Annotated in this window: 19 protein-coding genes; 3 read left to right on the forward strand and 16 right to left on the reverse strand. The window is 72.2% G+C overall.

Features of this window, described 5'->3' with window-relative positions:
• Positions 1 to 252: 252 nt before the first annotated feature.
• A complete protein-coding gene (locus tag AB0L89_RS31945; RefSeq protein ID WP_365148734.1) occupies positions 253 to 1,665 on the forward strand; it encodes an MFS transporter in 1,413 nt (470 codons plus the stop codon).
• Positions 1,666 to 1,693: 28 nt separating this feature from the next.
• Here the strand turns inward: AB0L89_RS31945 and AB0L89_RS31950 are convergent, their stop codons facing one another.
• Genes AB0L89_RS31950 through AB0L89_RS31985 form a run of 8 tightly spaced genes read right to left on the reverse strand, consistent with a single transcriptional unit; the run spans position 1,694 to position 9,845 of the window.
• Complete coding sequence (locus AB0L89_RS31950) at positions 1,694 to 2,455, reverse strand: ferredoxin reductase (RefSeq protein WP_365148737.1); 762 nt, start codon at positions 2,453 to 2,455, stop codon at positions 1,694 to 1,696.
• A complete protein-coding gene (locus tag AB0L89_RS31955) occupies positions 2,448 to 3,077 on the reverse strand; it encodes a sulfite oxidase-like oxidoreductase (protein ID WP_365148740.1) in 630 nt (209 codons plus the stop codon). The genes AB0L89_RS31950 and AB0L89_RS31955 overlap by 8 nt, the downstream gene beginning before the upstream one ends.
• Positions 3,074 to 4,429: an amidohydrolase gene (locus tag AB0L89_RS31960; protein WP_365148743.1), complete on the reverse strand. Its 1,356-nt coding sequence runs from the start codon at positions 4,427 to 4,429 to the stop codon at positions 3,074 to 3,076. The genes AB0L89_RS31955 and AB0L89_RS31960 overlap by 4 nt, the downstream gene beginning before the upstream one ends.
• 40 nt (positions 4,430 to 4,469) lie before the next feature.
• Positions 4,470 to 5,231, reverse strand: a complete 762-nt coding sequence (locus AB0L89_RS31965; RefSeq protein ID WP_365148746.1) for a purine-nucleoside phosphorylase — start codon at positions 5,229 to 5,231, stop codon at positions 4,470 to 4,472.
• Entirely contained in the window at positions 5,228 to 6,130 is a 903-nt protein-coding gene (locus AB0L89_RS31970) for an ABC transporter permease (protein ID WP_365148749.1), read from the reverse strand. Before AB0L89_RS31970 ends, AB0L89_RS31965 begins: the two co-directional genes overlap by 4 nt.
• On the reverse strand, positions 6,130 to 7,239 hold the full coding sequence (locus AB0L89_RS31975) for an ABC transporter permease (RefSeq protein ID WP_365148752.1): 1,110 nt from the start codon (positions 7,237 to 7,239) through the stop codon (positions 6,130 to 6,132). Before AB0L89_RS31975 ends, AB0L89_RS31970 begins: the two co-directional genes overlap by 1 nt.
• A gap of 1 nt (position 7,240) precedes the next feature.
• Entirely contained in the window at positions 7,241 to 8,812 is a 1,572-nt protein-coding gene (locus AB0L89_RS31980; RefSeq protein ID WP_365148755.1) for an ABC transporter ATP-binding protein, read from the reverse strand.
• On the reverse strand, positions 8,796 to 9,845 hold the full coding sequence (locus AB0L89_RS31985) for a BMP family ABC transporter substrate-binding protein (protein WP_365148758.1): 1,050 nt from the start codon (positions 9,843 to 9,845) through the stop codon (positions 8,796 to 8,798). The genes AB0L89_RS31980 and AB0L89_RS31985 overlap by 17 nt, the downstream gene beginning before the upstream one ends.
• 340 nt (positions 9,846 to 10,185) lie before the next feature.
• Here AB0L89_RS31985 and mtnA point away from each other — a divergent pair, with 340 nt between their 5' ends.
• Complete coding sequence (gene mtnA / locus AB0L89_RS31990; protein ID WP_365148761.1) at positions 10,186 to 11,247, forward strand: S-methyl-5-thioribose-1-phosphate isomerase; 1,062 nt, start codon at positions 10,186 to 10,188, stop codon at positions 11,245 to 11,247.
• Positions 11,248 to 11,370: 123 nt separating this feature from the next.
• Here the strand turns inward: mtnA and mtnB are convergent, their stop codons facing one another.
• The 8 genes from mtnB to AB0L89_RS32030 all read right to left on the reverse strand — a co-directional run bounded on the left by mtnB (position 11,371) and on the right by AB0L89_RS32030 (position 19,780).
• Positions 11,371 to 11,997 (reverse strand): methylthioribulose 1-phosphate dehydratase, encoded by a 627-nt coding sequence (mtnB, locus tag AB0L89_RS31995; RefSeq protein WP_365148764.1) that lies wholly within the window; start codon positions 11,995 to 11,997, stop codon positions 11,371 to 11,373.
• Positions 11,994 to 12,734, reverse strand: a complete 741-nt coding sequence (gene mtnC / locus AB0L89_RS32000; RefSeq protein ID WP_365148767.1) for an acireductone synthase — start codon at positions 12,732 to 12,734, stop codon at positions 11,994 to 11,996. Before mtnC ends, mtnB begins: the two co-directional genes overlap by 4 nt.
• 11 nt (positions 12,735 to 12,745) lie before the next feature.
• Positions 12,746 to 13,330, reverse strand: coding sequence for a cupin (locus AB0L89_RS32005; RefSeq protein ID WP_365148770.1), 585 nt, complete (start codon positions 13,328 to 13,330; stop codon positions 12,746 to 12,748).
• Between the two features lie 72 nt (positions 13,331 to 13,402).
• Positions 13,403 to 14,467 carry an LLM class flavin-dependent oxidoreductase gene (locus tag AB0L89_RS32010; protein WP_365148773.1) on the reverse strand — a complete coding sequence of 355 codons (1,065 nt, stop codon included), beginning with the start codon at positions 14,465 to 14,467 and terminating at the stop codon, positions 13,403 to 13,405.
• A gap of 110 nt (positions 14,468 to 14,577) precedes the next feature.
• On the reverse strand, positions 14,578 to 16,188 hold the full coding sequence (locus tag AB0L89_RS32015; protein ID WP_365148776.1) for a glycerol-3-phosphate dehydrogenase/oxidase: 1,611 nt from the start codon (positions 16,186 to 16,188) through the stop codon (positions 14,578 to 14,580).
• Positions 16,189 to 16,193: 5 nt separating this feature from the next.
• Complete coding sequence (gene glpK, locus AB0L89_RS32020; protein WP_365148779.1) at positions 16,194 to 17,738, reverse strand: glycerol kinase GlpK; 1,545 nt, start codon at positions 17,736 to 17,738, stop codon at positions 16,194 to 16,196.
• Between the two features lie 69 nt (positions 17,739 to 17,807).
• Positions 17,808 to 18,599: an MIP/aquaporin family protein gene (locus AB0L89_RS32025; protein WP_365148782.1), complete on the reverse strand. Its 792-nt coding sequence runs from the start codon at positions 18,597 to 18,599 to the stop codon at positions 17,808 to 17,810.
• A gap of 416 nt (positions 18,600 to 19,015) precedes the next feature.
• Positions 19,016 to 19,780, reverse strand: a complete 765-nt coding sequence (locus tag AB0L89_RS32030) for an IclR family transcriptional regulator (RefSeq protein WP_365148785.1) — start codon at positions 19,778 to 19,780, stop codon at positions 19,016 to 19,018.
• A 266-nt stretch (positions 19,781 to 20,046) separates the two neighbouring features.
• Between AB0L89_RS32030 and metH the strand changes: the two genes are divergently transcribed.
• Positions 20,047 to 23,583, forward strand: a complete 3,537-nt coding sequence (gene metH, locus AB0L89_RS32035; RefSeq protein WP_365148788.1) for a methionine synthase — start codon at positions 20,047 to 20,049, stop codon at positions 23,581 to 23,583.
• Positions 23,584 to 23,590: the final 7 nt, after the last annotated feature.

Consider the following 23,590-nt stretch of genomic DNA (forward strand, 5'->3'; position numbering starts at 1 on the left):
TGGGGAGTCGGGGGGCGGGGGAGCCGAGGGGGAAGCGGAGTTGAGGCCGCCTTGGTCAAGCGCTAGAAATCTAAGGGCTTAAATATCTGGGATGCAAGACCCGGTCGTCCATTCTTTCCGTGTTCAAGCTCTTGACGACGTCCCGCCTGCGGGCGGTACAACTTAAGCGCTTAAAAACTTTGCGCTAACTCGTTCCCGGCGCCGGGTCCCAGGCCGCGCTCCCGCTCCCCCTCACCGCCGCGGAGTACCTGCATGACGCTCAACGCTTCGGACACACCGCCGGATCACACCACCCTGGCCACCCGGGCCCACATCGCCGCCCGCTTCGAGCGGCTCCCCCTGTGCCGCTGGCACGTCACCGTCCGGCTCATCGTCGGCGCCGTCACCTTCTTCGAGGCCTTCGACCAGCTCCTGATCGCCTACGCCCTGCCCGAACTGCGCCACGAATGGGACCTGTCCACCTCGCGGGCGACGCTGCTGCTCACCGTCGGCTCGATCGGCATGCTGGTCGGCGCCCTGCTCTCCGGGCGCCTCGCCGACCGCGTCGGCCGCGTCAAGGTCATCGCGCTGTGCGTGGCGGTCTCCAGCGTCGCCAACCTCGCCCTCGCCGCGTCCCCTTCGCCCGACGTCTTCATGGCCCTGCGCTTCGTCCAGGGCCTCGCGATCGGCGGTGAGGTCCCGGTGGCCGCGACCTTCATCGCCGAGATCACCCGCAGCCACCAGCGGGGCCGCTTCGTGCTCCTCTACGAACTCGTCTTCCCCGCCGGTCTCACCGTCGGCGCGCTCGTCGCCGCCTGGGTCGTGCCGATCCTCGGCTGGCGCTGGATGTACGCGATCGCCGCCGTGCCCGGGGTGCTCTGCGTCCTCGTGCGGCGCAAGGTCCCCGAGTCGCCGCGCTGGCTCGCGGACCACGGCAGGACCGACGAGGCCGCCGCGGTGATGACCGGCATCGAGCGGGACGTCGAGCGGATCACCGGGAAGCCGCTGCCGCCGGTGGCCGAGGCGCCGCCCGTCCAGGAGCCCGCCGCCGCGCCGGAGGAAGCCGCCGCGAGCGGACCGCGCGGCCTGTTCACCGGCCGCTACCGCCGCCGCACCCTGGTCATCGGCGTCCTCTGGTTCACCGGCTACTTCGTCAACTACGGCATCACGTCCTGGCTGCCGACGATCTACCAGAACCGCTACGACCTGTCCCTGTCGGACGCGCTCCTCTACTCCACCGTCACGTCCTGCGCCGGTCTGCTCGGCTGCCTCGTCGCCGCCCTCACCGTCGACCGGGCCGGGCGCAGGCGCGTGATCACCGGCTGTCTGGGCGGGGCGGCGGCCATGCTGCTCGTCCTCGCGTTCCTCGGCGCCCGCACCCCCGTCGAGGTGCTGGTCTGGACGTCGCTCGCCGCGGTCTTCTTCTTCGGCTCCAACATCTGCCTGTACCTGTACACGCCCGAGCTGTTCCCGACCCGGATGCGGGCGCTCGGCGCCAGCGTCGGCGGAGCCATGAACCGGCTCGGCGTGATCCTCGGCCCGATCGTCGTCGGCGCCGTCTACGCGGGCGGCAGCATCGCGACCGTCTTCGTGACGCTGGGCGCGGTGGCCGTCGTGGGCGCCGTCGTCGCGGCGCTCGGCGCGGAGGAGACGGCGGGCCGGCGCCTGGAGGAGGTCTCCCCCTGACGGCCCGTGCCCGCCGTCCCGGCGGCGGTCAGCCGAAGCGTTCGATCCTGATCCGGTCGACCGGCTGGCCGCCGTCCACCAGGAGTCGGGACGCGTGCTCCGCGAAGCCGTTGGAGCCGCAGATGTACGCCTCCCAGCCGCCCTCGGGCCGCCCGGCCCCGCTCAGGAAGGGCGCCAAGTGGCCCGCGTTCAGGCGGCCTTCGGCGCGCGTCAGGACGGCGGTGGTCTCCTCGCCGTACTCACCGGCGTAGATGAGGTCCTCCCGCGTGCGCGCCGAGACGATCAGGCGCAGCGGCACGTCGAGCCCGGCGAGCCGGTGGTGGCGGATCATCGACATCAGCGGCACCACGCCGGAGCCGGCGCCGAGCAGCAGCGCGGGGCGGTCGCCCGGCCAGGCGAAGAAGCCGGACAGCGGACCGCGCACCTCGACCGTGTCGCCGACGCGGGCCACGGCGTGCAGATGCCCGGACACCTCGCCGCCCGGCACGTGGTCGAGGGTCAGCTCGATCTCGCCGCTGCCGTCGGGCGCGGAGGCGATGGAGTAGTGCCGCTGGGCGACGTAGCCGTCCTCGGCGGTGAGCCGCAGCATCAGGTGCTGGCCGGGCAGGTGCCCCTGCCACTCGGGCACCTTGAGGCGGAACGTCGAGGCGGCGGGCGTCTCCCGGCGGATCTCGACGACGGTCGCGCGCTGCCACACGGCGGCGGCGCGGTTGCTCACCGCGATGCGGCCGGGCACGGCGAACGCGGTCGGCGGCACGAAGGCCCGCGGGGATCGGGAAAGGTCAGTCACCGGAGTAGCGCTCCTCCGCCCACGGGTCGCCCCGGTGGTGGTAGCCGTTCTGTTCCCAGAAGCCGGGCTCGTCGTGGTCCAGGAGCCTGAGCCCCGCGATCCACTTGGCGCTCTTCCAGAAGTAGAGGTGGGGGACGATCAGCCGGGCCGGGCCGCCGTGCTCGGCGGGCAGCGGCCCGTCGCCGTACTCCCAGACGATCCACGCCTTGCCGTCCGTCACGTCGGACAGGGGCAGGTTCGTGGTGTAGCCGGTGTGGGAGTACGCGACGACGTGCGTGGCCTCGGGGAGCGGGCCCGCGGCGGCCAGGAACGCGTCAAGGCCCACCCCGCCGAAGCGCACCCCGAACTTGGACCAGCTGGTCACGCAGTGGATGTCGCCCCGGTACTCGGACGGCGGCAGCGCGTGCGCCTCGTCCCAGGTCCAGGTGCGCGGTGTCGCGACCAGGCCGTCCACGCGGAACGTCCAGTCGGCGGCGGCCAGCTTCGGGGTCACCTCGGCGGACAGGACGGGCCAGCCGTCGCGTGCGTCGTACTGCCCCGGCGGCAGCCGCGGATCGCGGTCCGCGGCGCGGGCGCGGCCGGTGAAGCCCCGGGTCGGCTCGAAGGCGGTCCCCGGGCTCATACGGCGCTCGCCTCCGGATGCGCGGCCGCCGCGGCGGACAGCTCCCGCAGCACCGCCGCCTCGTCCAGCGTGCGCAGCGCGCGCTCGCGCATCAGGACCCGCCCGTCGACGACCGTGTCACGGACGTCGGAAGCGGCGGCGGCGTACGCCAGGGTCGAGAACGGGTCGTGGCGGGGCAGCAGGTGCGGGCGGTCCCGGTCGACGACGATCAGGTCCGCGCGCTTGCCCGCCTCCAGCGAACCCAGCTGGTCGCCGAGGCCGAGCGCCCGCGCCGACTCGATGGTCGCCATCCGCACGGCCTGCTCCGCGCCGACCGCCGTGGGGTCGCCGCCCGCCTTGTGCACGAGCGCGGCGAGCTTCACCGCGCCGAGCAGGTCGAGGGCGTTGGAGGACACCGCGCCGTCCGTGCCGAGGCCCACCGTCACGCCCGCGTCGAGCAGCTCGGGCACGCGGGCGATGCCGCAGCCCAGCTTGAGGTTGGAGACCGGGCAGTGCGCGACCGGCGTGCCCGTGCGGGCCAGGGTCGCGATCTCGGCGTCCGTGAGGTCGACGGCGTGCGCGAGCAGCGTGTCCGGGCCGAGCACGCCGAGCGAGTCCAGCAGCTCGACGGGCCGCATGCCGTGCTGCTCGACCACGGTCGCGACCTCGGCCGCGTTCTCGGAGGCGTGGACGTGCAGCAGCGCGCCGTACTCGCGGGCGAGCGCGGCGATCTCCTTCAGCTGACCGGCGTTCAGCGTGTACGCGGAGTGCGCGCAGACGACAGGCCGCGTGCCCGGCGCCGGAGTGTGCGCCCTCAGGTACGCGGTCGCCCAGTCGAGCCGCTCGGCGTAGGGGCGGCCGTCCGGCGGGCCCGGCACGTCCATGAACGTCGGCCCGGTCAGCAGCCGCCACCCGGCCTCACGGGCCGCCGCCGCGGCCGCCTCGTGGAACCAGAACATGTCGAGCGCCGTGGTGACCCCGCCGCGCACCGACTCCGCGACCGCGCCCCGGATCGCCGCCGTCACCGCGTCCGGCGAGAGGATCTCGGCCTCGCGCGGGACCACCCGGGCGAGGAAGCCCTGGAGGGTGACGTCGTCGGCGATGCCGCGCATCAGGTTCATCGCCAGGTGCGTGTGCGTGTTGATCAGGCCCGGCAGGACCAGGCAGCCGCGCGCGTCGATCTCCTCGGCCGCCTCGTACACGGCGCGCAGCCGCTCGGCGGGACCCACCTCGACGACGCGGCCCGCGCGGACGGCCACGGCGCCGTCCGGCACGACGGTGCCCGCGTCGTCGACGGTCAGGACGTCCCCGCCGTGCACCAGCAGGTCGAGGGGGCCGCTCCGGTCCTGGACCGGCAGGTCAGTGGCGTGCATGGTTCCGTTCTCCCTGGTCGCGGACGGTCGCTGCGGTCGGTCAGCGCTCGGCCGAGGCCAGCAGGCGCAGCGCGTCCAAGGTTATCCGGGCGCCCCGGTCGACTCCTTCGGCGACCACGTTCCGGTGCGGGTCGTAACCGCCGGTGGCCTCCGTGTCGACCAGCTCGTCGGCGTTCGCGCCGTCGACGACCAGGGCGCCGCCCGCGATCAGGCCGTGCGTCGAGGCGAAGACGAGCAGCGCGGACAGCTCCATCTCGATGGCGGCGATCCCGGCGGCCGCGTACGCCTCGCCGGGCAGCGGCAGGAAGCCCGGCTGGAACGCGGCCCGCGTCCACACCACGCCCCGGTGGTGCGGCGCCCCGGCGGCCCGCGCGGCGCGCTGGAGGGCGATCACCGCCTCCGGCGCCGAGAACGCCGGGTACTCGGCGGGGATCAGCTGCTGGGTCACGCCGTCGTCGCGCACCGCCGCGTCCGCGATGACCAGGTCGCCGTCGCCGATGCCGGGGCGGATCGCGCCCGCCGTGCCGAGCCGCAGGATGGTGCCGACGCCCGCCTCGGCGAGCTCCTGGAAGAGCAGGATCGCGCCGGGCGCGCCGACGCCGTGCGAGGCGACGACGACCTCGGTGCCCTGCCAGGAGCCGGTGAAGGTGCGGTACTCGCGGTGGTACGACACCTCCTTCGCGTCGGACAGCAGGCCGGCGACGGCCTCCGCGCGGCCCGGGTCGCCGACGACGACCGCGTGGGCGGGCAGGCCGGTGCGGGGCACGCGGGTGATGGGCAGGGCGTCGGGGGACGAGGTCATGAGGCTGCTCCTACCAGGGGCTCGGGACGCTTGCGGCGCTTGCGGCGCGCCGTGGACAGGAAGAGGGCGACCAGGGTCACCACATAGGGGGCGGCGTCGGCCGCCTGCTGCGGCAGGCCGTTGCCCTGCAACCGGAAGCCGACCGCCTCGGCGACGCCGAACAGCAGCCCGGCGAGCAGCACCCCCAGAGGCAGCGCCCGGCCCAGCATGACCGCGACCACGGCGATCCAGCCGCGCCCCGCCGTCATGTTCTCCGAGAACAACGTGACGTTTCCGAGGGCGAGTTGGGCGCCCGCGAGGCCGCAGAGCAGTCCGCTGGTGAGGACCGCGAGGTACTGGTACTTCGCCGGGCTCACCCCGAGCGTCGCCGCCGCGTCGGGCGCCTCGCCGACCCCGCGCAGCCGCAGCCCCCACGGGTGGCGTGCCAGGAACACGGCCGCGACGGCGACGGCCGCCCAGGAGACGTACACGAGCGGGGAGTGCCCGGAGAACACCGGCCCGAGGAAGCCCAGGTCGATGCCGCCGAGGCCCGCGAGGTCCGGGTCGGAGAAAGTGCCCTGCACGCCGAAGGTGGTGCGCAGCAGGAAACCGGTCAGGCCGACCGCGAGGAGGTTCAGCGCGACGCCCAGGACGACCGCGTCGCCCCGCAGAGTGATGGTGCCCACGGCGAGGATCATCGCGTACGCCCCCGAGGCGAGCGCCGCCAGGGCGACGCCCAGCCAGGCGCTGCCGGTGGACCAGCTGCCCGCGACGGCCGCGAAGCAGCCGATCAGCATCATGCCTTCGAGCCCGATGTTGAACACGCCCGCGCGCTCGCAGATCGCGCCGCCGAGCGCGGCGAGCAGGATCGGGGTGAGTGCGAGGAGCGCCGAGTGGAACAGCGCGGAGTCGACGGACATCAGAGGTCCCCCTCGGTGCGGACGGATGTCCCGGCGGGTGCGGGCACGTCGGCGGGCGCCGCCTTCCTGGCCCGCCGCCACGTCAGGCGCAGCCGCGCCGCCAGGAAGACGATGACGACGGCCTGGAGCACCTGCGTCAGCTCGCGCGGCACCTCGGTGGCCCGCTCCATGGCGAGTCCGCCGACGTCGAGCGCGGCGAAGAACAGCGCGGCGAGCGCGGTCCCGACCGGCGCGGCGGAGGCGAGGAGCGCGGCCGTCAGACCGGTCCAGGTGTGCCCGGCGGCGGTCAGCGAACCGTCGATGAAGCGGTACGGGAAGCTGAGCACGCCGATCGCGCCGACGAGCCCGGCGACCGCGCCGGACAGCGCCATGAGCCGCAGCGTCAGGCGGGGCCGGTCGACGCCCGCGTACGCGGCGAAGCGCGGATTGAGGCCCGTCATGCGGATCTCGTAGCCGGTGGCGGTGCGGGCGTCGGCGAACAGGAAGACGCCCGCGGCCAGGACGACGAGGACGAGCCCCACCGTGACCGTCGAGGAACCGAACGCGGGCAGCTCCACGCCCTCCGGCAGCCGCCGCGTCTGCGGCAGGCTCGATCCCTCCTCCTTGAGCGGGAACCGCGCGAGGTAGGAGGCGAAGGACACCGCCGGATAGCTGAGCAGCAGACTGCTCACCAGGAGCGGTACGCCGAACCGGTTCTGGCACACGGCGGCGAGCGCGGCGTACGCGGCGCCCGCCAGCATCCCCGCGACCAGCGCGGCGAGCACGGCGAGCGGTGCGGGCAGCGGCACGTACAGACCGGTGGCCGCGGCGGCGATCCCGCCGAGCACCAGCTGCCCGTCACCGCCGAGGTTCAGCAGCCCCGCCCGCATCGGCACGGCCAGCGCGACGGCCAGGCCCAGGATGCTGGTGCCGGTGGTCAGCGTCGACCCGATGCCGTCGGGCCCGAGCGCGCCGCTGACCACGGAACCGTACGCCCCGAAGGGGTCGGCCCCGGTCCCCACGAGGAACAGCGCCCCGACGAGGACGGCGGCGACGACGGAGTGCAGGGCGGGCGAGCGCAGCAGCCGCGCCCCGGCCGCACGGCTCCAGGCCGGACTCTGAACGGCCATGTCAGGGAGCCTCCTTGGCGGGTACGGGCGCTGCGGCGGGGGAGCCGGACGCGCGCGCGGAGCCGTCGGGCCCCGCCCCCGCGCCGGCCATCGCGAGGCCGAGGCGCCGCTCGTCCGCCTCCTCGCGCGTGAACTCGGCCGCGATCTCGCCCTCGTACATCACCAGGACCCGGTCCGACAGACCGCGGATCTCGCTGAGTTCGGCCGAGACGAGCAGGATCGCGTGGCCCGCGTCGCGGTGGGCGACGAGCTGGTCGTGGATCGTCTGGACGGCGCCGATGTCCACGCCGCGCGTGGGCTGCTCGACGATCAGCAGCGGTGATTCATGCGCCAGTTCACGGCCGATGACGAGCTTCTGCAGATTGCCGCCCGACAGCGAGCCCGCCGCGTGGTCCGCGGACGCCGCCTTGATCCCGAAGCGTTCGATCAGGACACGCGCGTGCTCGCGCAGCCGGCCGGGGCGCAGCAGCCCGTGCCCCCGGTGGTGGCCCATCGCCAGGTTCTCGGCGATGGTCGCGGCCGGCGCCGTGCCGACGGCCGCGCGGTCCTCGGGGACGTACGCGAGACCCGCCGCGCGGTGCTCGGCGGCCGTCGCGTCCGTGACGTCCCGGCCGCCGAGCGTCACGCGGCCCGCCGTGACGGGCCGCAACCCGGCGACGGCCTCGACCAGTTCGGACTGGCCGTTGCCCGCGACGCCCGCGATGCCGACGATCTCCCCGGCGCGGACCGTGAGCGAGACGTCCCGCACCCCGTCCGTCGTCAGGCCGGCGACCGTCAGGACCTCGCCGCCCGGTGAGCCCGCCGGGCGCACCCGGTCCAGCTCGACCGCGCGGCCCGTCATGGCCGCCGCGATCCCGTCCGCGCTCGTGTCCGCGGTCCGCATCCGCGCCGCGACCCGCCCGTCGCGCAGCACCGTCACCGCGTCGCTGCCCTCCATGACCTCGCGCAGCTTGTGCGTGACCAGCAGGACGGTGCGGCCCTCGTCCGCCAGCGAGCGCAGCACCCCGAACAGGGCGTCCGCCTCCGCGGGCGTCAGGACGGCGGTCGGCTCGTCGAGGATGAGCGTCCGGGCGCCCCGGTACAGGAGCTTGAGGATCTCCACGCGCTGGCGCACGCCCACCGGGAGGTCCCCGACCTTCGCCGTGGGATCCACGGCGAGGCCGTGCTCCTCGGCGAGCGCGGCCACCCGGCGCACCGCCTCCGCCCGGTCCGCGAGACCGAAGCGGCGCGGCTCGGCCGCGTACACCACGTTCTCGGCGACCGTGAAGGACGGGAACAGCTTGAAGCTCTGGTGCACCATCCCGAGGCCCGCGGCGATCGCCTCGCTCGGGCTCCCGAAGGACACCTCGCGCCCGTCGAGCAGGATCTGCCCGGCGTCCGGGCGCTGGAGCCCGTACAGCACGGACATCAGCGTCGACTTGCCCGCGCCGTTCTCGCCCATCAGGGCGTGGATCTCGCCGCGGCGGACGGTCAGGTCGACCCGGTCGTTGGCGAGCGTGCCGGGGAACTCCTTGGTGATGCCGCGCAGTTCGACGGCCGGGGCGTCGCCGCCCGGCTCAGGCGGCGGGGTCATCGACGGTCAGCTTCCCGGCGACGATGTCGTCGCGCAGCTCCTCGACGCGCCGGAGCACGTCCTTGTTGGCGGGCTTCGCGATCAGGCACTTGGAGTCGGCGAGGCCCGGCTCCAGGCCGGTCAGCGACATGCCGCCCTCCTTGAGGCCGTACGACACCGTGGTGCCGCCCTTGCCGTCGAGGATCTGCGCGATGCCCTTCTCCACGGCGACGTCGGTCTTCTTCAGGACGTTGTCGACGACGACGCCGGGGCTGCCCAGGCACTGGTTGGCATCCACGCCGTACGCCTGGAACCCCTTGCTCTTCGCCGCCTGGAAGACACCCGTGTTGCCGCCGGCCGCGGCCGCCATCACCTGGTCGACGCCGCCCGAACCGAGCGTCGCCGCCTGGTCCTTGGCGCGGGCCGCGTCGTTGAACGGCGACTGCCCGCCCACGAACAGCGTCCTGGACCGCGCCCCCGGCGTCACCTTCTTCGCGCCCGCCGCGAACGGCTCGCTGTACCGGCGGAACTGCGGGGTGTCGAGCACGTCGACGGCCCCGACCTTCTTGCTCTTCGTCAGCAGCCCGGCCTCGGCGCCCGCGAGGAAGACGGCCTCGTGCTCGCGGAACACGGCACAGGTGACGTTCTTGTACGTCTTCTTGGTGCACGCGTCGACCAGCAGGAACTGCTGCTTGGGGTGGGCCTCGGCCTGCTGCGCCACGATGTCCGCGAACTCGAAGCCGACCAGCGCGATCACGTCGGGCGCCGCGTCGACGGCGGACGCCACGTTCTGCTGCCGCGAGTCGTTGTCGCTGCTCTGGAAGACCTTCTGCGAGCCGCCCTGCTCCTTCGCCGCGGCCTTCACCCCGGCCACGGCGAGCTTGAGGAACTCGTTCTGGGCGACGGGGTCGGGCGTGACGAGCGTGAACGCCTTGCCGTTCCCGCCCTTGTCCGCGTCCCCGCCCTTGGCGGCGGCGTTGCAGCCGGTGGCGAGCAGGACGGCGCCGACGGTCGCGGCGGTGAGTCTCAAGGACGTACGTATACGCGGGGACATGGAGATCGCCTTCGTGGAGGTGCCTGGGAGCGGGCCCGGACGGTGTCAGGAGAGTCGTGCGTGCGTGGAGCGGCGTGGCTCAACAGGAACAGCGGCGACAGCGGCACATTCGGCAGCCGCGGGACACGGCGGGGCAGCGCGTCGCGGCGGCTTTCGCGGCCATGGCTGTCCTCCTCGCACCGTGGATCGGATCGATCATTCCTTGGGTGGCGGTGAGAGTAACACCGGATTTTGGACAGCCGCACAAACGTCTCGAAATGTGGTTCGACCACGTCAGGTACGGTGACGGCACCCCTCCTCCCGTGGCCGGAATCGTCCCCCATCAATCGGAGTTGAGCACATGAGCAGCCAGGACCTGCGCGCGGTCACCTGGACGGCGGGCACGGCGGACGGCGCCCCGTCGCCCGCCCTCTCCCTCATCGACCAGACGGTGCTCCCGCACGCGCTGGAGCGCCTCGACGTCACGACCGTCGACGCCCTGGTCGACGCGATCGTGCGCCTCGTCGTCCGTGGCGCCCCCGCGATCGGCGCGGCCGGCGCCTATGGCGTGGCGCTCGCCATGGCGCAGGCCGAGCGCGAGGGCTGGGACCGCGCCCGGCTCGACGCAGAGGTCACGCGCATACGCGAGGCCAGGCCCACCGCGGTGAACCTGATGGTGTGCGTGGACCGCGTGAAGCCCTTCGTCGACCAGGGGATGGCCGCGGTGCTCGCCGAGGCCGACGCCGTCGTCGAGGAGGACCTGGCGGCCAACCACGCCATGGGCGCGTACGGCGCGGACTGGCTGCTCAAGCGCGTGGCCGCGGACTCCGGCCGGCCGCTGCGGATCCTCACCCACTGCAACACCGGCGCCCTCGCCACGGCGGGCTGGGGCACGGCGCTCGGCGTCATCCGCGAACTGCACGCCAGGGGCCGCCTGGAGACGGTGTACGCCGACGAGACCCGCCCCCTCCTCCAGGGCGCCCGCCTCACCGCCTGGGAACTCGCCCAGGAGGGCATCCCGCACTACGTCCAGGCGGACGGGGCCGCGGCGGGCACGATCCTGCGGGGCGAGGTCGACGCGGCGATCGTCGGGGCGGACCGCATCGCCGCGAACGGCGACACCGCGAACAAGGTCGGCACGGTCGGTGTCGCGCTGGCCTGCGCGTACGCGGGCATACCTTTCATGGTGGCGGCGCCCACGACGACGGTGGACCTCGCGACGCCCTCGGGCGACGGGATCCACATCGAACTGCGTTCCGAGGACGAGGTCCTGGAGTGGGCGGGCATCCGCACGACCCCACCCACGTCCCGGGGCCACAATCCCGCCTTCGACGTCACCCCCGGCTCCCTGGTGACCGCACTGGTCACGGAGCGGGGCGTCCTTGAGGTGTCGGAGGGGGAGGTGCCGGGGGCCGCGGGCTGACGGGGTACCTCGCTCCGGAGGGGCCGGTATTCAGCCCCTCCGGCGTTTGAGGAGCGGGGTCCGGGGCGGAGCCCCGGTTACGGGAAGGGGCGGGACCGGGGAGAGAACCGCCGGAGGCAGACCTCAGCCCCGCGCCAGCGCCAGCTCAAGGAGCCACTCCACCACTTCGGCCCGATGCCGCGCCTCGCGAGGATCCGCGCCCCAGACATAGATCCCGTGCCCCGCCACGACCACCGCCGGCATCCCGGGAGACATCGCCGCCTCCAGCCGGTCCCCGAGCTCCGCCATGTCCTGGCTGTTCGCGATCACCGGCAGGGTCACCGACACCTCGTGCGTCGGATGCCCGAGCCCCTTCAGCATCTCCAGGCCCTCGAAGGGGATCCCCTCAGGAGACCGCTGCCCCATCACCACGGAGGCCACCGTGTGGACGTGCACCACGGCCCCCGCCCCGGTGAGCCGCACCACGCGCGCGTGCAGCGCGGCCTCGGCGGACGGCCGCCCCGGCCCCACGGCCGCGCCCTCGCCGTCCGTCAGCACCACGTCGGACGACGTCAGTTCGCCCTTGTCCCGCCCGCTCGCCGTGACGGCGAGCCGCAGCGGCTCCCGCGAGAGGACCAGGGACAGATTCCCGGATGTCCCCCGCATCCACCCGAAGGCCGCGAACCGCGCGGCCTCCGCGGCCAGCACGGCACCCGCTTCCTGAAGATCCTGCGCGGCAGCGCCCGCGGTGGAGGGCGTCGTCCCGGTCATGAACTGCTCCTAGCGGCAAGGGTGATCTGATGGAAGTCCGCGACCCGCGGATGGTCGCCGAAGTCGGCTTCGGCGTACGGCTCCCCGGCCCGGCGCACGCCGGCCGCCCGCCAGCCCGCGGCCCGCGCCGCGTCCAGCTCACCGGGCCGGTCGGACAGGAACAGCAGCCGCTCGGGGCCGCCCTCGGCCCCGACGGACGAGGCGATCTTCCGGTAGGAGTCCGCCTCCTGCTTGGGCCCCGCGTTCTCCGTGTCGTACAACCCGCCGACCAGACCGAGGAGATCACCTTCGGCCGAGTGCGCGAACCACGCCCGCTGTGCCGCCACCGACCCGGACGAGTACACGTACAGCCGCACCCCGTCCGCGTGCCAGCGCCGCAGGACGCCGATGACGTCCGGGTAGAAGTGCGAGACGAGCTCGCCGCGCGCGAAGCCCTCCGCCCAGAGGATGCCCTGGAGCGTCTTCAGGGGCGTCGCCTTGCGGTCGGCGTCGACCCACTGGCCGAGGATCTCCTCCACCCGCCGCGCGTCGGCGTCCGGCTCCCCGGTCTCCGCGCGCACCTGCGCGACGGCCCGCGCCACCTCAGGCTCCCCGCCCCGCGAGGCGAGCAGGTCGCCGAAGCGCTCGCGCGCGTACGGATAGAGCACGTCCACCACGAACCCCGTGGCGCTCGTGGTGCCCTCGATGTCGAGCACCACGGCGTCCACGTCGAACACCGCACCGGAACTGTCGGACACCGCACCGGGACTCACGCGGCGTACCCCGCGTGGATCGTGTCGAAGTCGGGGAAGCGGTCGGCGATCGGGCTGCCGGTGAAGCTGCCGATCCAGCCGTCCTCCTCGTGGAAGAAGCGGATCGCGGTGAACGCCGGCGAGGTGCCCATGTCGAACCAGTGCGTCGTGCCGCGCGGCACCCCGAGCAGGTCGCCCTTCTCGCAGTAGACGGCGTGCACCTCGCCGTTCACGTGCAGATAGAAGATGCCGGCGCCCGCGACGAAGAAGCGCACCTCGTCGTCGTCCTCGTGCGTGTGCTCGGCCAGGAACTTCTGGCGGGCCGCCGCGGCCTTCTCGGGCCATGCGGGGTCCTCGCTCGGGTGCAGCGCCACCACGTCGACGGTCTGGAAGCCCTCTTCGGCGTTGAGCTTGTCGATCTCCGCGCGGTAGGCGGCGAAGACCGTGTCGCTGTCCGCGTCGGCCGGGACGTCCTCGCGCACCGGCCACTGCTCGTAGCGCACGCCGACCGGGGCGAGCGCGGCGGCGATCTCGGCCGGGTCCGAAGTGCGGCGCACGACGGTCTCGGGGCCGGCCTCCGGCCAGGTCGTCAGGAGAGTCATGGTCACTCACTCCAGGTCAGATGGGGTCGTGCGAGGGGTGTGCCTCGGATCGTAATCCGAGCCGAGGACATGTCACAGGGAGTCCCACAGCGTGGACGGCGCCGCCCGCCGCACCACCGGAGCGACCTCCTCCGCGAACCGCTGCAACGTCTCGGTCTGCTCCGCGCGCCCGAGCCCGAAGCCGTCCACGGAGACCGACTGGAGCCCGTGCCCGTACACCTCGTGCCAGCCGAGGATCTTGTCGATGATCTGCTGCGGGGAGCCGATGAGCTGGGGCCCGTCCGCGATGGCGTCCTCGATGGTGCGGAACGGCGTGTTGTAACCGGCCTTGCCCGCCAGGTCGGGCCGGAAGGTCTGCGCGACCTTCGCCTCGTACAGCTCCTTGTAGCGCGTGACGGCCTGCTCGGCGGTGTCCGCGATGAGCAGGCCGCCGGAGCCCGCCGCGACGTGCGCGCGGGCCGGATCGTGCCCGTACGCCTCGAACCGCTCGCGGTAGTGGCCGATGAGCGAGGCGTACGCCGAGCGCGGCTGGATGGCGTTGGCCGTGAAGAGCGGATCGCCGTGCCGGGCGGCGAGCTCGGGGGAGTTGAGGGAGGTCGCCGAGCCGTGCCAGACCCGGGGCGCCCCGGCGTAAGGGCGCGGCACCGTCGTCACGTTCTTCAGCGGCGGCCTGAACTCGCCCCGCCAGTCGACGCCCTCCTCCTCCCACAGCCGGCGCAGCAGCTCGTACTTCTCGCGCTGGAGGTCCCACTGCCGCGCCTCGTCGAGCCCGAACAGGTCGAAGTGCCCGGCCTCCGCGCCCTTGCCGATGACGAGTTCGACACGGCCGCGCGAGAGCTGGTCGAGCGTCGCGTAGTCCTCGGCGACCCGCACGGGGTCCAGGATCGCCACGACGGTGACGCCGGTCAGCAGGCGGATCCGGGTGGTGTGCGCGGCCAGGGCGCCGAGGACGACCGTCGGGCTCGACGACAGGAACGCGCCCGCGTGCCGCTCGCCCACGGCGTACGCGTCGTACCCGAGCCGCTCCGCGACGACGCCGACCTCGACGACCTCCTCGAACCGGTCGGCGGGGGAGGGGAGTTCACCGGTCAGCGGGTGCGGGGAGTGGGAGATGAGGGAGAGCACCTGAAACTTCATGATTCAACACTGCGCGTCGAACATTGCGGTGCTGTGGCGGCGGCATGGCATGCGTAAGGGGCGGCCGCCCATGGCGACCGCCCCTTACTTGCCTACTCCGTAGAGGGCTGTCAGGCCTTCTTGCCCAGCAGGTCATCGACCTTGCCGCGCACCTCGTCCGTGGCCAGGCCGCGGATCGTCAGCGTCGTACGGCGGCGCAGCACGTCGTCCGCCGTCTCGGCCCACTCGTTGTCGCGGGCGTAGACGACCTGGGCCCAGATCTCCGGGGCGTCGGGGTGGACGCGCTCGGCGAGCTCCGGGTTCTCGTTCGCCAGGCGGGCGATGTCGAAGGAGAGCGAGCCGTAGTGCGTCGCCAGGTGCTTGGCGGTGTCGGCGGCCATGCGCGGGCCGGGCGCCGGGCCGTCCACCAGGAGGCGGTGGGCGACGGCACGCGGGTTGGCGATGCCGGGCAGCGGCAGCTTCTTCGGCAGCGAGGAGATCGGCTCGTAGTCGTCACCCAGCGGGTGGCCCGGCAGCGACTCCAGCTTCTTCATGATCGTCCGGCCGATGTGGCGGAACGTCGTCCACTTGCCGCCGGCGACCGACAGCATGCCGCCGGCGCCCTCGGTGACGACCGTCTCGCGCTTGGCCTTGGACGTGTCACCCGGACCGCCGGGCAGCACGCGCAGACCCGCGAAGGAGTACGTGATCAGGTCGCGCGAGAGCTGCTGGTCGCGGATGGAGAACGCGGCCTCGTCCAGGATCTGGGCGGTGTCCGACTCGGTGACCCGCACGTCCGCCGGGTCGCCCTCGAACTCCTCGTCCGTGGTGCCGAGCAGCAGCATGTCCTCCCAGGGGAGGGCGAACGTGATGCGGTACTTGTCGATCGGGGTCGCCAGCGCGGCCTTCCAGGGGGCGGTGCGCTTGAGGACGAGGTGCGCGCCCTTGGAGAGGCGGATGGACGGCGCCGCGTCCGGGTTCTCCATCTTGCGCAGGTGGTCGACCCAGGGGCCGGTCGCGTTCAGGACCAGACGGGCGTTGACGCCGAACTCGTCGCCGCTCATGCGGTCCTTGAGCTCCGCGCCGGTGACCCGGCCCTTGGTGAAGCGCAGGCCGGTGACCTCGGCGTGGTTGAGGACGGCGGCACCGGCCTCGACGGCCGCGCGGACCGTCATCAGGGCCATGCGGGAGTCGTTCATCTGGTCGTCGCCGTAGACCGCGACGGCCTTGAGGTTGTCCGTGCGCAGCTCCGGCACGTCCTGCGCGGCCTTGGCCGGGGAGAGCAGGTGGCCGACGCCGTCGCCGAAGGCGGAGAGCGCCGAGTACGCGAAGACGCCCGCGCCCAGCTTGGCCGCGCCGTGCGGACCGCCCTTGTAGACGGGCAGGTAGAAGGTGAGCGGGTTCGCCAGGTGGGGGGCCACCTGACGGGAGACCGCGCGACGCTCGAAGTGGTTCTCCGCGACCAGCTTCACCGCGCCGGTCTGCAGGTAGCGCAGACCGCCGTGGAGCAGCTTGGAGGAGGCGGAGGAGGTGGCGCCGGCGAAGTCGCCGGCGTCCACCAGGGCCACCCGCAGGCCCGACTGCGCGGCATGCCAGGCGGTGGAGATGCCCAGGATGCCGCCGCCGATCACCAGGAGGTCGTACGTCGCCTTGGAAAGCTGCTCCCGGGTCTCGGCGCGGCTCGGGTTGGAACCGGCAGCCGGATGCGTCCCGAGGGCAGGGACGCTCTGCAGGGTGGTCATTGTTCTTACTCCTCGCCACTCTCGTCGAGCCAACCCATGGACCGCTCGACGGCCTTGAGCCAGCTCTTGTACTCACGGTCGCGGGTGTCCGCGTCCATGTGGGGGGTCCACTCCGCGGCCCGCCGCCAGTTGGCGCGCAGCTCGTCGGTCGAGGACCAGAAGCCGACGGCGAGACCGGCGGCGTAGGCGGCGCCGAGGCAGGTCGTCTCGGCCACCATCGGGCGCACCACCGGCGCGTCGAGGAAGTCCGAGAGGGTCTGCATCAGCAGGTTGTTGGAGGTCATGCCGCCGTCGACCTTGAGGGCCGCGAGCTCGACGCCGGAGTCCTTCGTCATGGCGTCGGTGATCTCACGGGTCTGCCAGGCCGTGGCCTCCAGGACGGCGCGCGCGATGTGCGCCTTGGTGACGTACCGGGTCAGACCGGCGATCACACCGCGGGCGTCGGAGCGCCAGTACGGGGCGAACAGACCGGAGAAGGCCGGCACGAAGTAGGCGCCGCCGTTGTCCTCGACCGACGACGCGAGCGTCTCGATCTCGGCGGCGGAGTTGATCAGGCCCATCTGGTCGCGCATCCACTGCACCAGCGAACCGGTGACCGCGATGGAACCCTCCAGGGCGTAGACCGGCTTCTGCTCGCCGATCTGGTAGCCGACCGTGGTCAGCAGCCCGGAGTAGGAGTTGATGGCCTTGTCACCGGTGTTCATCAGCATGAAGGTGCCGGTGCCGTACGTGGACTTGGCCTCGCCCTCGTCGAAGCAGGTCTGGCCGAACAGGGCCGCCTGCTGGTCGCCGAGCGCGGAGGCGACGGGGATGCCGCCGAGCAGGTCGCCGAGCGGGCCGCCGGTGACCTCGCCGTAGACCTCGGCGGAGGAGCGGATCTCGGGGAGCATCTGCATCGGCACGCCGATGGAGTGGCAGATGCGCTCGTCCCACGCCATCTCGTGCAGGTTCATCAGCATCGTGCGGGAGGCGTTGGTGACGTCGGTGACGTGCTTGCCGCCGTCGACACCGCCCGTCAGGTTCCAGATGACCCAGGAGTCCATGGTGCCGAAGAGGATGTCGCCGGCCTCGGCGCGCTCCTTGAGGCCCTCGACGTTGTCGAGCAGCCAGCGGGCCTTGGGGCCCGCGAAGTAGGAGGCCAGCGGCAGGCCGGTCTCGCGGCGGAAGCGGTCCTGCCCGACGTTGCGGCCGAGCTCCTTGCAGAGCGCGTCGGTGCGGGTGTCCTGCCAGACGATGGCGTTGTGCACCGGCTCGCCGGTGTTCTTGTCCCACAGCAGCGTGGTCTCACGCTGGTTGGTGATGCCGATCGCCTTGATGTCGTCGCGGGTGATGCCGGCCTTGGAGATGGCTCCGGCGACGACCTCCTGGACGTTGGTCCAGATCTCGGCGGCGTCGTGCTCGACCCAGCCCGGCTTCGGGAAGATCTGCTCGTGCTCCTTCTGGTCGACGGAGACGATCCGGCCGTCCTTGTCGAAGACGATGCAGCGGCTCGAGGTGGTGCCCTGGTCGATGGCCGCGATGAAGGGGCCTGCGGTGTGTGCGTCGGTCACGGTGTGCTCCAGAAGATTCTTGCTGGCGGTCTCAGGCGTCTGAGGCGGTCATCGGTCGCTGTCGCGGGTCTACTTGAACGCGACGTTGTACAGACCGCCGGCGATGGCGCCACCGATCAGCGGGCCGACGATCGGCACCCAGGCGTAGGACCAGTCCGAGCTGCCCTTGTTCGGCAGCGGGAGCACGGAGTGGACGATGCGCGGACCGAGGTCACGGACGGGGTTGATGGCGTAGCCCGTGGGGCCGCCGAGCGAGAGGCCGATGCCGACCACGACGAGGGCGGTGATCAGCGCGCCGAGGACGCCGAGGCCGTTGCCGCCGTCGTTCAGGCCCTGCGTGAGGATGGCGAGGACCAGGACGACCGTGGCGATGACCTCGGTGAGCACGTTCTGGACGGAGTTACGGATCTCGGGGCCGGTGGAGAAGATGCCGAGCACCGGGCCGGCCGACGGGGCGGCCTTCTGGTCGACCATGCCTTCCTCGGCGGGCTGCGCCGCGAGGATCTCGGGGTCGGTCAGGTGGGCCTTGAACTGGCCCATGTAGGTGACCCACACCAGGAAGGCGCCGATCATCGCGCCGAGCAGCTGCGAGGCCAGGTAGAGCGGAACGTCGCTCCACTTGGTGCCGCCCTCGATGGCGAGCCCGAGCGTGACCGCCGGGTTCAGGTGGGCGCCGGAGACGCCGCCCGCGAGGTAGGCACCGGTCAGCACGGCGAAGCCCCACCCGAAGGTGATGGCGAGCCAGCCGGCGTCCTTGGCCTTTGAGCGCTTGAGCGTGACGGCGGCACACACGCCACCGCCCAGCAGGATGAGCACGGCGGTACCGATGGTCTCGCCGATGAAGATGTCGGAGCTGGACACCCGCGACTCCTTTGTCCTTCGTCCAGGGGAAGGCGAACCCCGGGTCCCTCCGGTGGTCCGCGACCTCAGGTGAGGTCGTTGCCGGCCCTTGGCCTTGTCACACTCTAGCGCGTAATGCCGGTAGGTGTTCGACAATGCCGACCGATGGACGCGAGTCTCGCCCTGGTGTTACTCGCTCGTCAAGAGTTCTGTTATTGAAAACACGATCGTTATTGATCGTTCCGCCTTATCGGTCGGGCCGTGTCGGTCCCATGGCGGCGAATGTGTTCATCGATGGTCGCGCGAATGGGTGCCACCTGCATGTTGAGGCGGCGCGGCCTTGGGTGGGGGAGGCCCGGCGCGGGAGAGGTCCGGGGCAGGAGAGGCCCGAGGCGGGGGAGGCCCGAGGCAGGGGAGGCCCGGGGCGGGGGGCGGGCTCAGAACCGCCCGGCGCCCAGATCCCGCGAGACGGCGCGGGCGCAGTCCCGCACGGCGGCGATCAGCTCGGGCCGCAGCTCCCCGTCCCGGCACACGCGCTCCACGGCGCCGGTGACGCCGACCGCGCCGACCGGCATGCGCCGCCGGTCGTGGATGGGGGCCGCCACGGAGGCGATGCCCTCCCAGGTCTCCTCGACGTCGGCCCCGTACCCGCGCGCGCGGGTCAGATCGAGGACGCCCTCGAAGTCGTCGGGGCCGGTCACCGTGTGCACGGTGAAGGTCTTGCGCTCGGCCTCCAGGGCCTCGTTGTGCGCGACCGGGTCGTACGCGGCGAGCACCTTGCCGAGCGCCGTGGAGTGCAGCGGCTGCATGGCCCCGACCTCCAGGACCTGGCGGCTGTCGTCGGGCCGGAAGACGTGGTGGACGATCAGCACGCCCTGCTGGTGCAGGACCCCCAGGTGCACGCTCTCGCCGCTGGAGCGGGCCAGGTCGTCGGTCCACACCAGGGCGCGGGCGCGCAGCTCGTGCACGTCCAGATAGCTGTTGCCCAGGCGAAGGAGTTCGGCGCCCAGCTGATAGCGGCCCGAGGCCGAGTCCTGCTCGACGAAGCCCTCCGCCTGGAGGGTGCGCAGGATGCCGTGCGCCGTCCCCTTGGCGAGGTCGAGCGCGGAGGCGATCTCCGAGAGGCCGAGCCGTCGCTCGCCGCCCGCGAGCAGCCGCAGCATCGCCGCGGCCCGTTCGAGCGACTGGATGTTGCGTGCCATCGCAGCCCCGACCTCCGTCCCCTCGCACCACTTCCACGTTCGACAATGCTGAACACTATCGGTCGTTGTCGACCTCTTGCTAATGCACGGACACCCCGTGTTGCCCCCGCCTTCCGTGTCAAGCACCTGTTCGAGCCAGGCGCGTCCCGCCGGTCCGCCCCGTGGACGGCTTCACAACGGGACCTTGGTCCCGGCTACCCTGGCCGAGTGCGCCCTCCAGCAGAAGGCGCAAAGCCGACAGCCGTCGCACTCCAGGGAGCTCTTTCATGGCCTCGTCGCCAACCCCGTCGTCGCAGTCCACGTCCGTTTCGTCCGAGAGCCGGGCGCGAGCCGACGCCCTCCGCGAAGCCCTCGCCACCCGTGTGGTCGTGGCCGACGGCGCCATGGGCACGATGCTCCAGGCGCAGGACCCCACCCTCGAGGACTTCCAGAACCTCGAGGGCTGCAACGAGATCCTGAACGTCACCCGCCCCGACATCGTGCGCTCCGTGCACGAGGAGTACTTCGCGGTCGGCGTCGACTGCGTGGAGACCAACACCTTCGGCGCGAACTTCGCCGCCCTGAGCGAGTACGACATCCCCGAGCGGAACTTCGAGCTCTCCGAGGCGGGCGTCCGCATCGCCCGCGAGGTCGCCGACGAGTTCACCGTCTCCACCGGACAGCAGCGCTGGGTCCTCGGCTCGATGGGTCCCGGCACCAAGCTGCCGACCCTCGGCCACGCCCCGTACACCGTCCTGCGCGACGCCTACCAGACCAACGCCGAAGGCATGATCGCCGGCGGCGCCGACGCCCTCCTGGTGGAGACCACCCAGGACCTCCTGCAGACCAAGGCCGCCATCCTCGGCGCCCGCCGCGCCCTGGACGCCACCGGCGCGAACCTCCCGCTGATCTGTTCGGTCACCGTCGAGACCACCGGCACGATGCTCCTCGGCTCCGAGATCGGCGCCGCGCTCACCGCGCTGGAGCCGCTCGGCATCGACATGATCGGTCTGAACTGCGCCACCGGACCGGCCGAGATGAGCGAGCACCTGCGCTACCTCGCCCGCCACTCGCGCATCCCGCTCGCCTGCATGCCCAACGCGGGCCTGCCGGTCCTCGGCAAGGACGGCGCCCACTACCCCCTGACGGCGTCCGAGCTGGCCGACGCCCAGGAGACCTTCGTACGCGAGTACGGCCTCTCCCTGGTCGGCGGCTGCTGCGGCACGACCCCCGAGCACCTGCGCCAGGTCGTCGAGCGGGTGCGCGGCGCGCAGACGCACGCCCGCGATCCGCGCCCCGAGCCCGGCGCCGCCTCGCTCTACCAGACCGTGCCGTTCCGCCAGGACACCTCGTACATGGCGATCGGCGAGCGCACCAACGCCAACGGCTCGAAGAAGTTCCGCGAGGCCATGCTGGAGGGCCGCTGGGACGACTGCGTGGAGATGGCCCGCGACCAGATCCGCGAGGGCGCGCACATGCTCGACCTCTGCGTCGACTACGTGGGCCGCGACGGCGTCAAGGACATGGAGGAGCTGGCGGGCCGCTTCGCCACCGCCTCCACCCTGCCCATCGTCCTGGACTCCACCGAACTCCCCGTCCTCCAGGCCGGTCTGGAGAAGCTCGGCGGCCGCGCGGTCATCAACTCCGTCAACTACGAGGACGGCGACGGCCCCGAGTCGCGCTTCACGAAGGTCACCGCGCTGGCCAAGGAGCACGGCGCCGCGCTGATCGCGCTGACCATCGACGAGGAGGGCCAGGCCCGCACCGCCGAGAACAAGGTCGCCATCGCCGAGCGGCTCATCGAGGACCTGACCGGCAACTGGGGCATCCACGAGTCGGACATCCTCATCGACACCCTGACCTTCACCATCTGCACCGGTCAGGAGGAGTCCCGCGGGGACGGCATCGCCACCATCGAGGCGATCCGCGAACTCAAGCGCCGCCGCCCCGACGTGCAGACCACGCTGGGCCTGTCCAACATCTCCTTCGGCCTCAACCCGGCCGCCCGCGTCCTGCTCAACTCCGTCTTCCTCGACGAGTGCGTCAAGGCCGGCCTCGACTCGGCGATCGTGCACGCCTCCAAGATCCTGCCCATCGCGCGCTTCGACGACGAGCAGGTGAAGGTCGCCCGCGACCTCATCTACGACCGCAGGGAAGAGGGCTACGACCCCCTCCAGAAGCTCATGGAGCTCTTCGAGGGCGTCTCCACCAAGTCGATGAAGGCGGGCAAGGCCGAGGAACTCCTCGCCCTGCCGCTGGACGAGCGCCTCCAGCGCCGCATCATCGACGGCGAGAAGAACGGCCTGGAGGCCGACCTCGACGAGGCCCTCCAGGACACCCCCGCCCTCGACATCGTCAACAACACCCTCCTGGAGGGCATGAAGGTCGTCGGCGAGCTCTTCGGCTCCGGCCAGATGCAGCTGCCGTTCGTGCTCCAGTCCGCCGAGGTCATGAAGACCGCGGTGGCGCACCTGGAGCCGCACATGGAGAAGTCCGACGCCGAGGGCAAGGGCACCATCGTGCTCGCCACCGTCCGCGGCGACGTGCACGACATCGGCAAGAACCTCGTCGACATCATCCTGTCCAATAACGGCTACAACGTGGTCAACCTGGGCATCAAGCAGCCCGTCGCCGCGATCCTGGACGCCGCCGAGGAGCACCGCGCCGACGTCATCGGCATGTCGGGCCTCCTGGTCAAGTCCACCGTGATCATGAAGGAGAACCTGGAGGAGCTCAACCAGCGCAAGATGGCGGCCGACTTCCCGGTGATCCTCGGCGGCGCGGCCCTGACCCGTGCGTACGTCGAGCAGGACCTGCACGAGATCTACGAGGGCGAAGTGCGCTACGCCCGCGACGCGTTCGAGGGCCTGCGCCTGATGGACGCCCTCATCGCGGTCAAGCGCGGCGTGCCCGGCGCGACCCTGCCCGAGCTCAAGCAGCGCCGCGTCCCCAGCAAGGCCTCCGCCGCTGTCCTTGAGGTCAACGAGGACGAGGGGCCCGCCCGTTCGGACGTCGCCACCGACAACCCCGTGCCCACGCCGCCGTTCTGGGGCACCCGCGTCGTCAAGGGCATCCAGCTCAAGGAGTACGCCTCCTGGCTCGACGAGGGCGCGCTCTTCAAGGGCCAGTGGGGCCTCAAGCAGGCCCGTACCGGCGACGGACCCTCGTACGAGGAGCTGGTGGAGACCGAGGGCCGTCCGCGCCTGCGCGGCTGGCTGGACGAGCTGCACACCAAGAACATGCTCGAAGCGGCCGTCGTGCACGGCTACTTCCCGTGCGTGTCCAAGGGCGACGACCTGATCATCCTCAACGACGACGGCTCGGAGCGCACCCGCTTCTCCTTCCCGCGCCAGCGCCGCGGCCGCCGCCTGTGCCTCGCGGACTTCTTCCGTCCCGAGGAGTCGGGGGAGACCGACGTCGTCGGCCTCCAGGTCGTCACCGTCGGCTCGAAGATCGGCGAGGCCACCGCCGAGCTGTTCGCCGCCGACTCCTACCGCGACTACCTCGAACTGCACGGCCTGTCCGTGCAGTTGGCGGAGGCCCTCGCCGAGTACTGGCACGCGCGCGTGCGCGCCGAGCTCGGCTTCGGCGGCGAGGACCCCTCCGACGTCGAGGACATGTTCGCCCTGAAGTACCGCGGCGCCCGCTTCTCGCTCGGCTACGGCGCCTGCCCCGACCTGGAGGACCGCGCGAAGATCGCCGAGCTGCTCCGGCCGGAGCGGATCGGCGTGCAGCTCTCCGAGGAATTCCAGCTCCACCCCGAGCAGTCCACCGACGCGATCGTCATCCACCACCCCGAGGCGAAGTACTTCAACGCGCGGTAATCCCCCG

This window comes from Streptomyces sp. NPDC052114, from assembly GCF_040680155.1.
Taxonomy (GTDB): domain Bacteria; phylum Actinomycetota; class Actinomycetes; order Streptomycetales; family Streptomycetaceae; genus Streptomyces.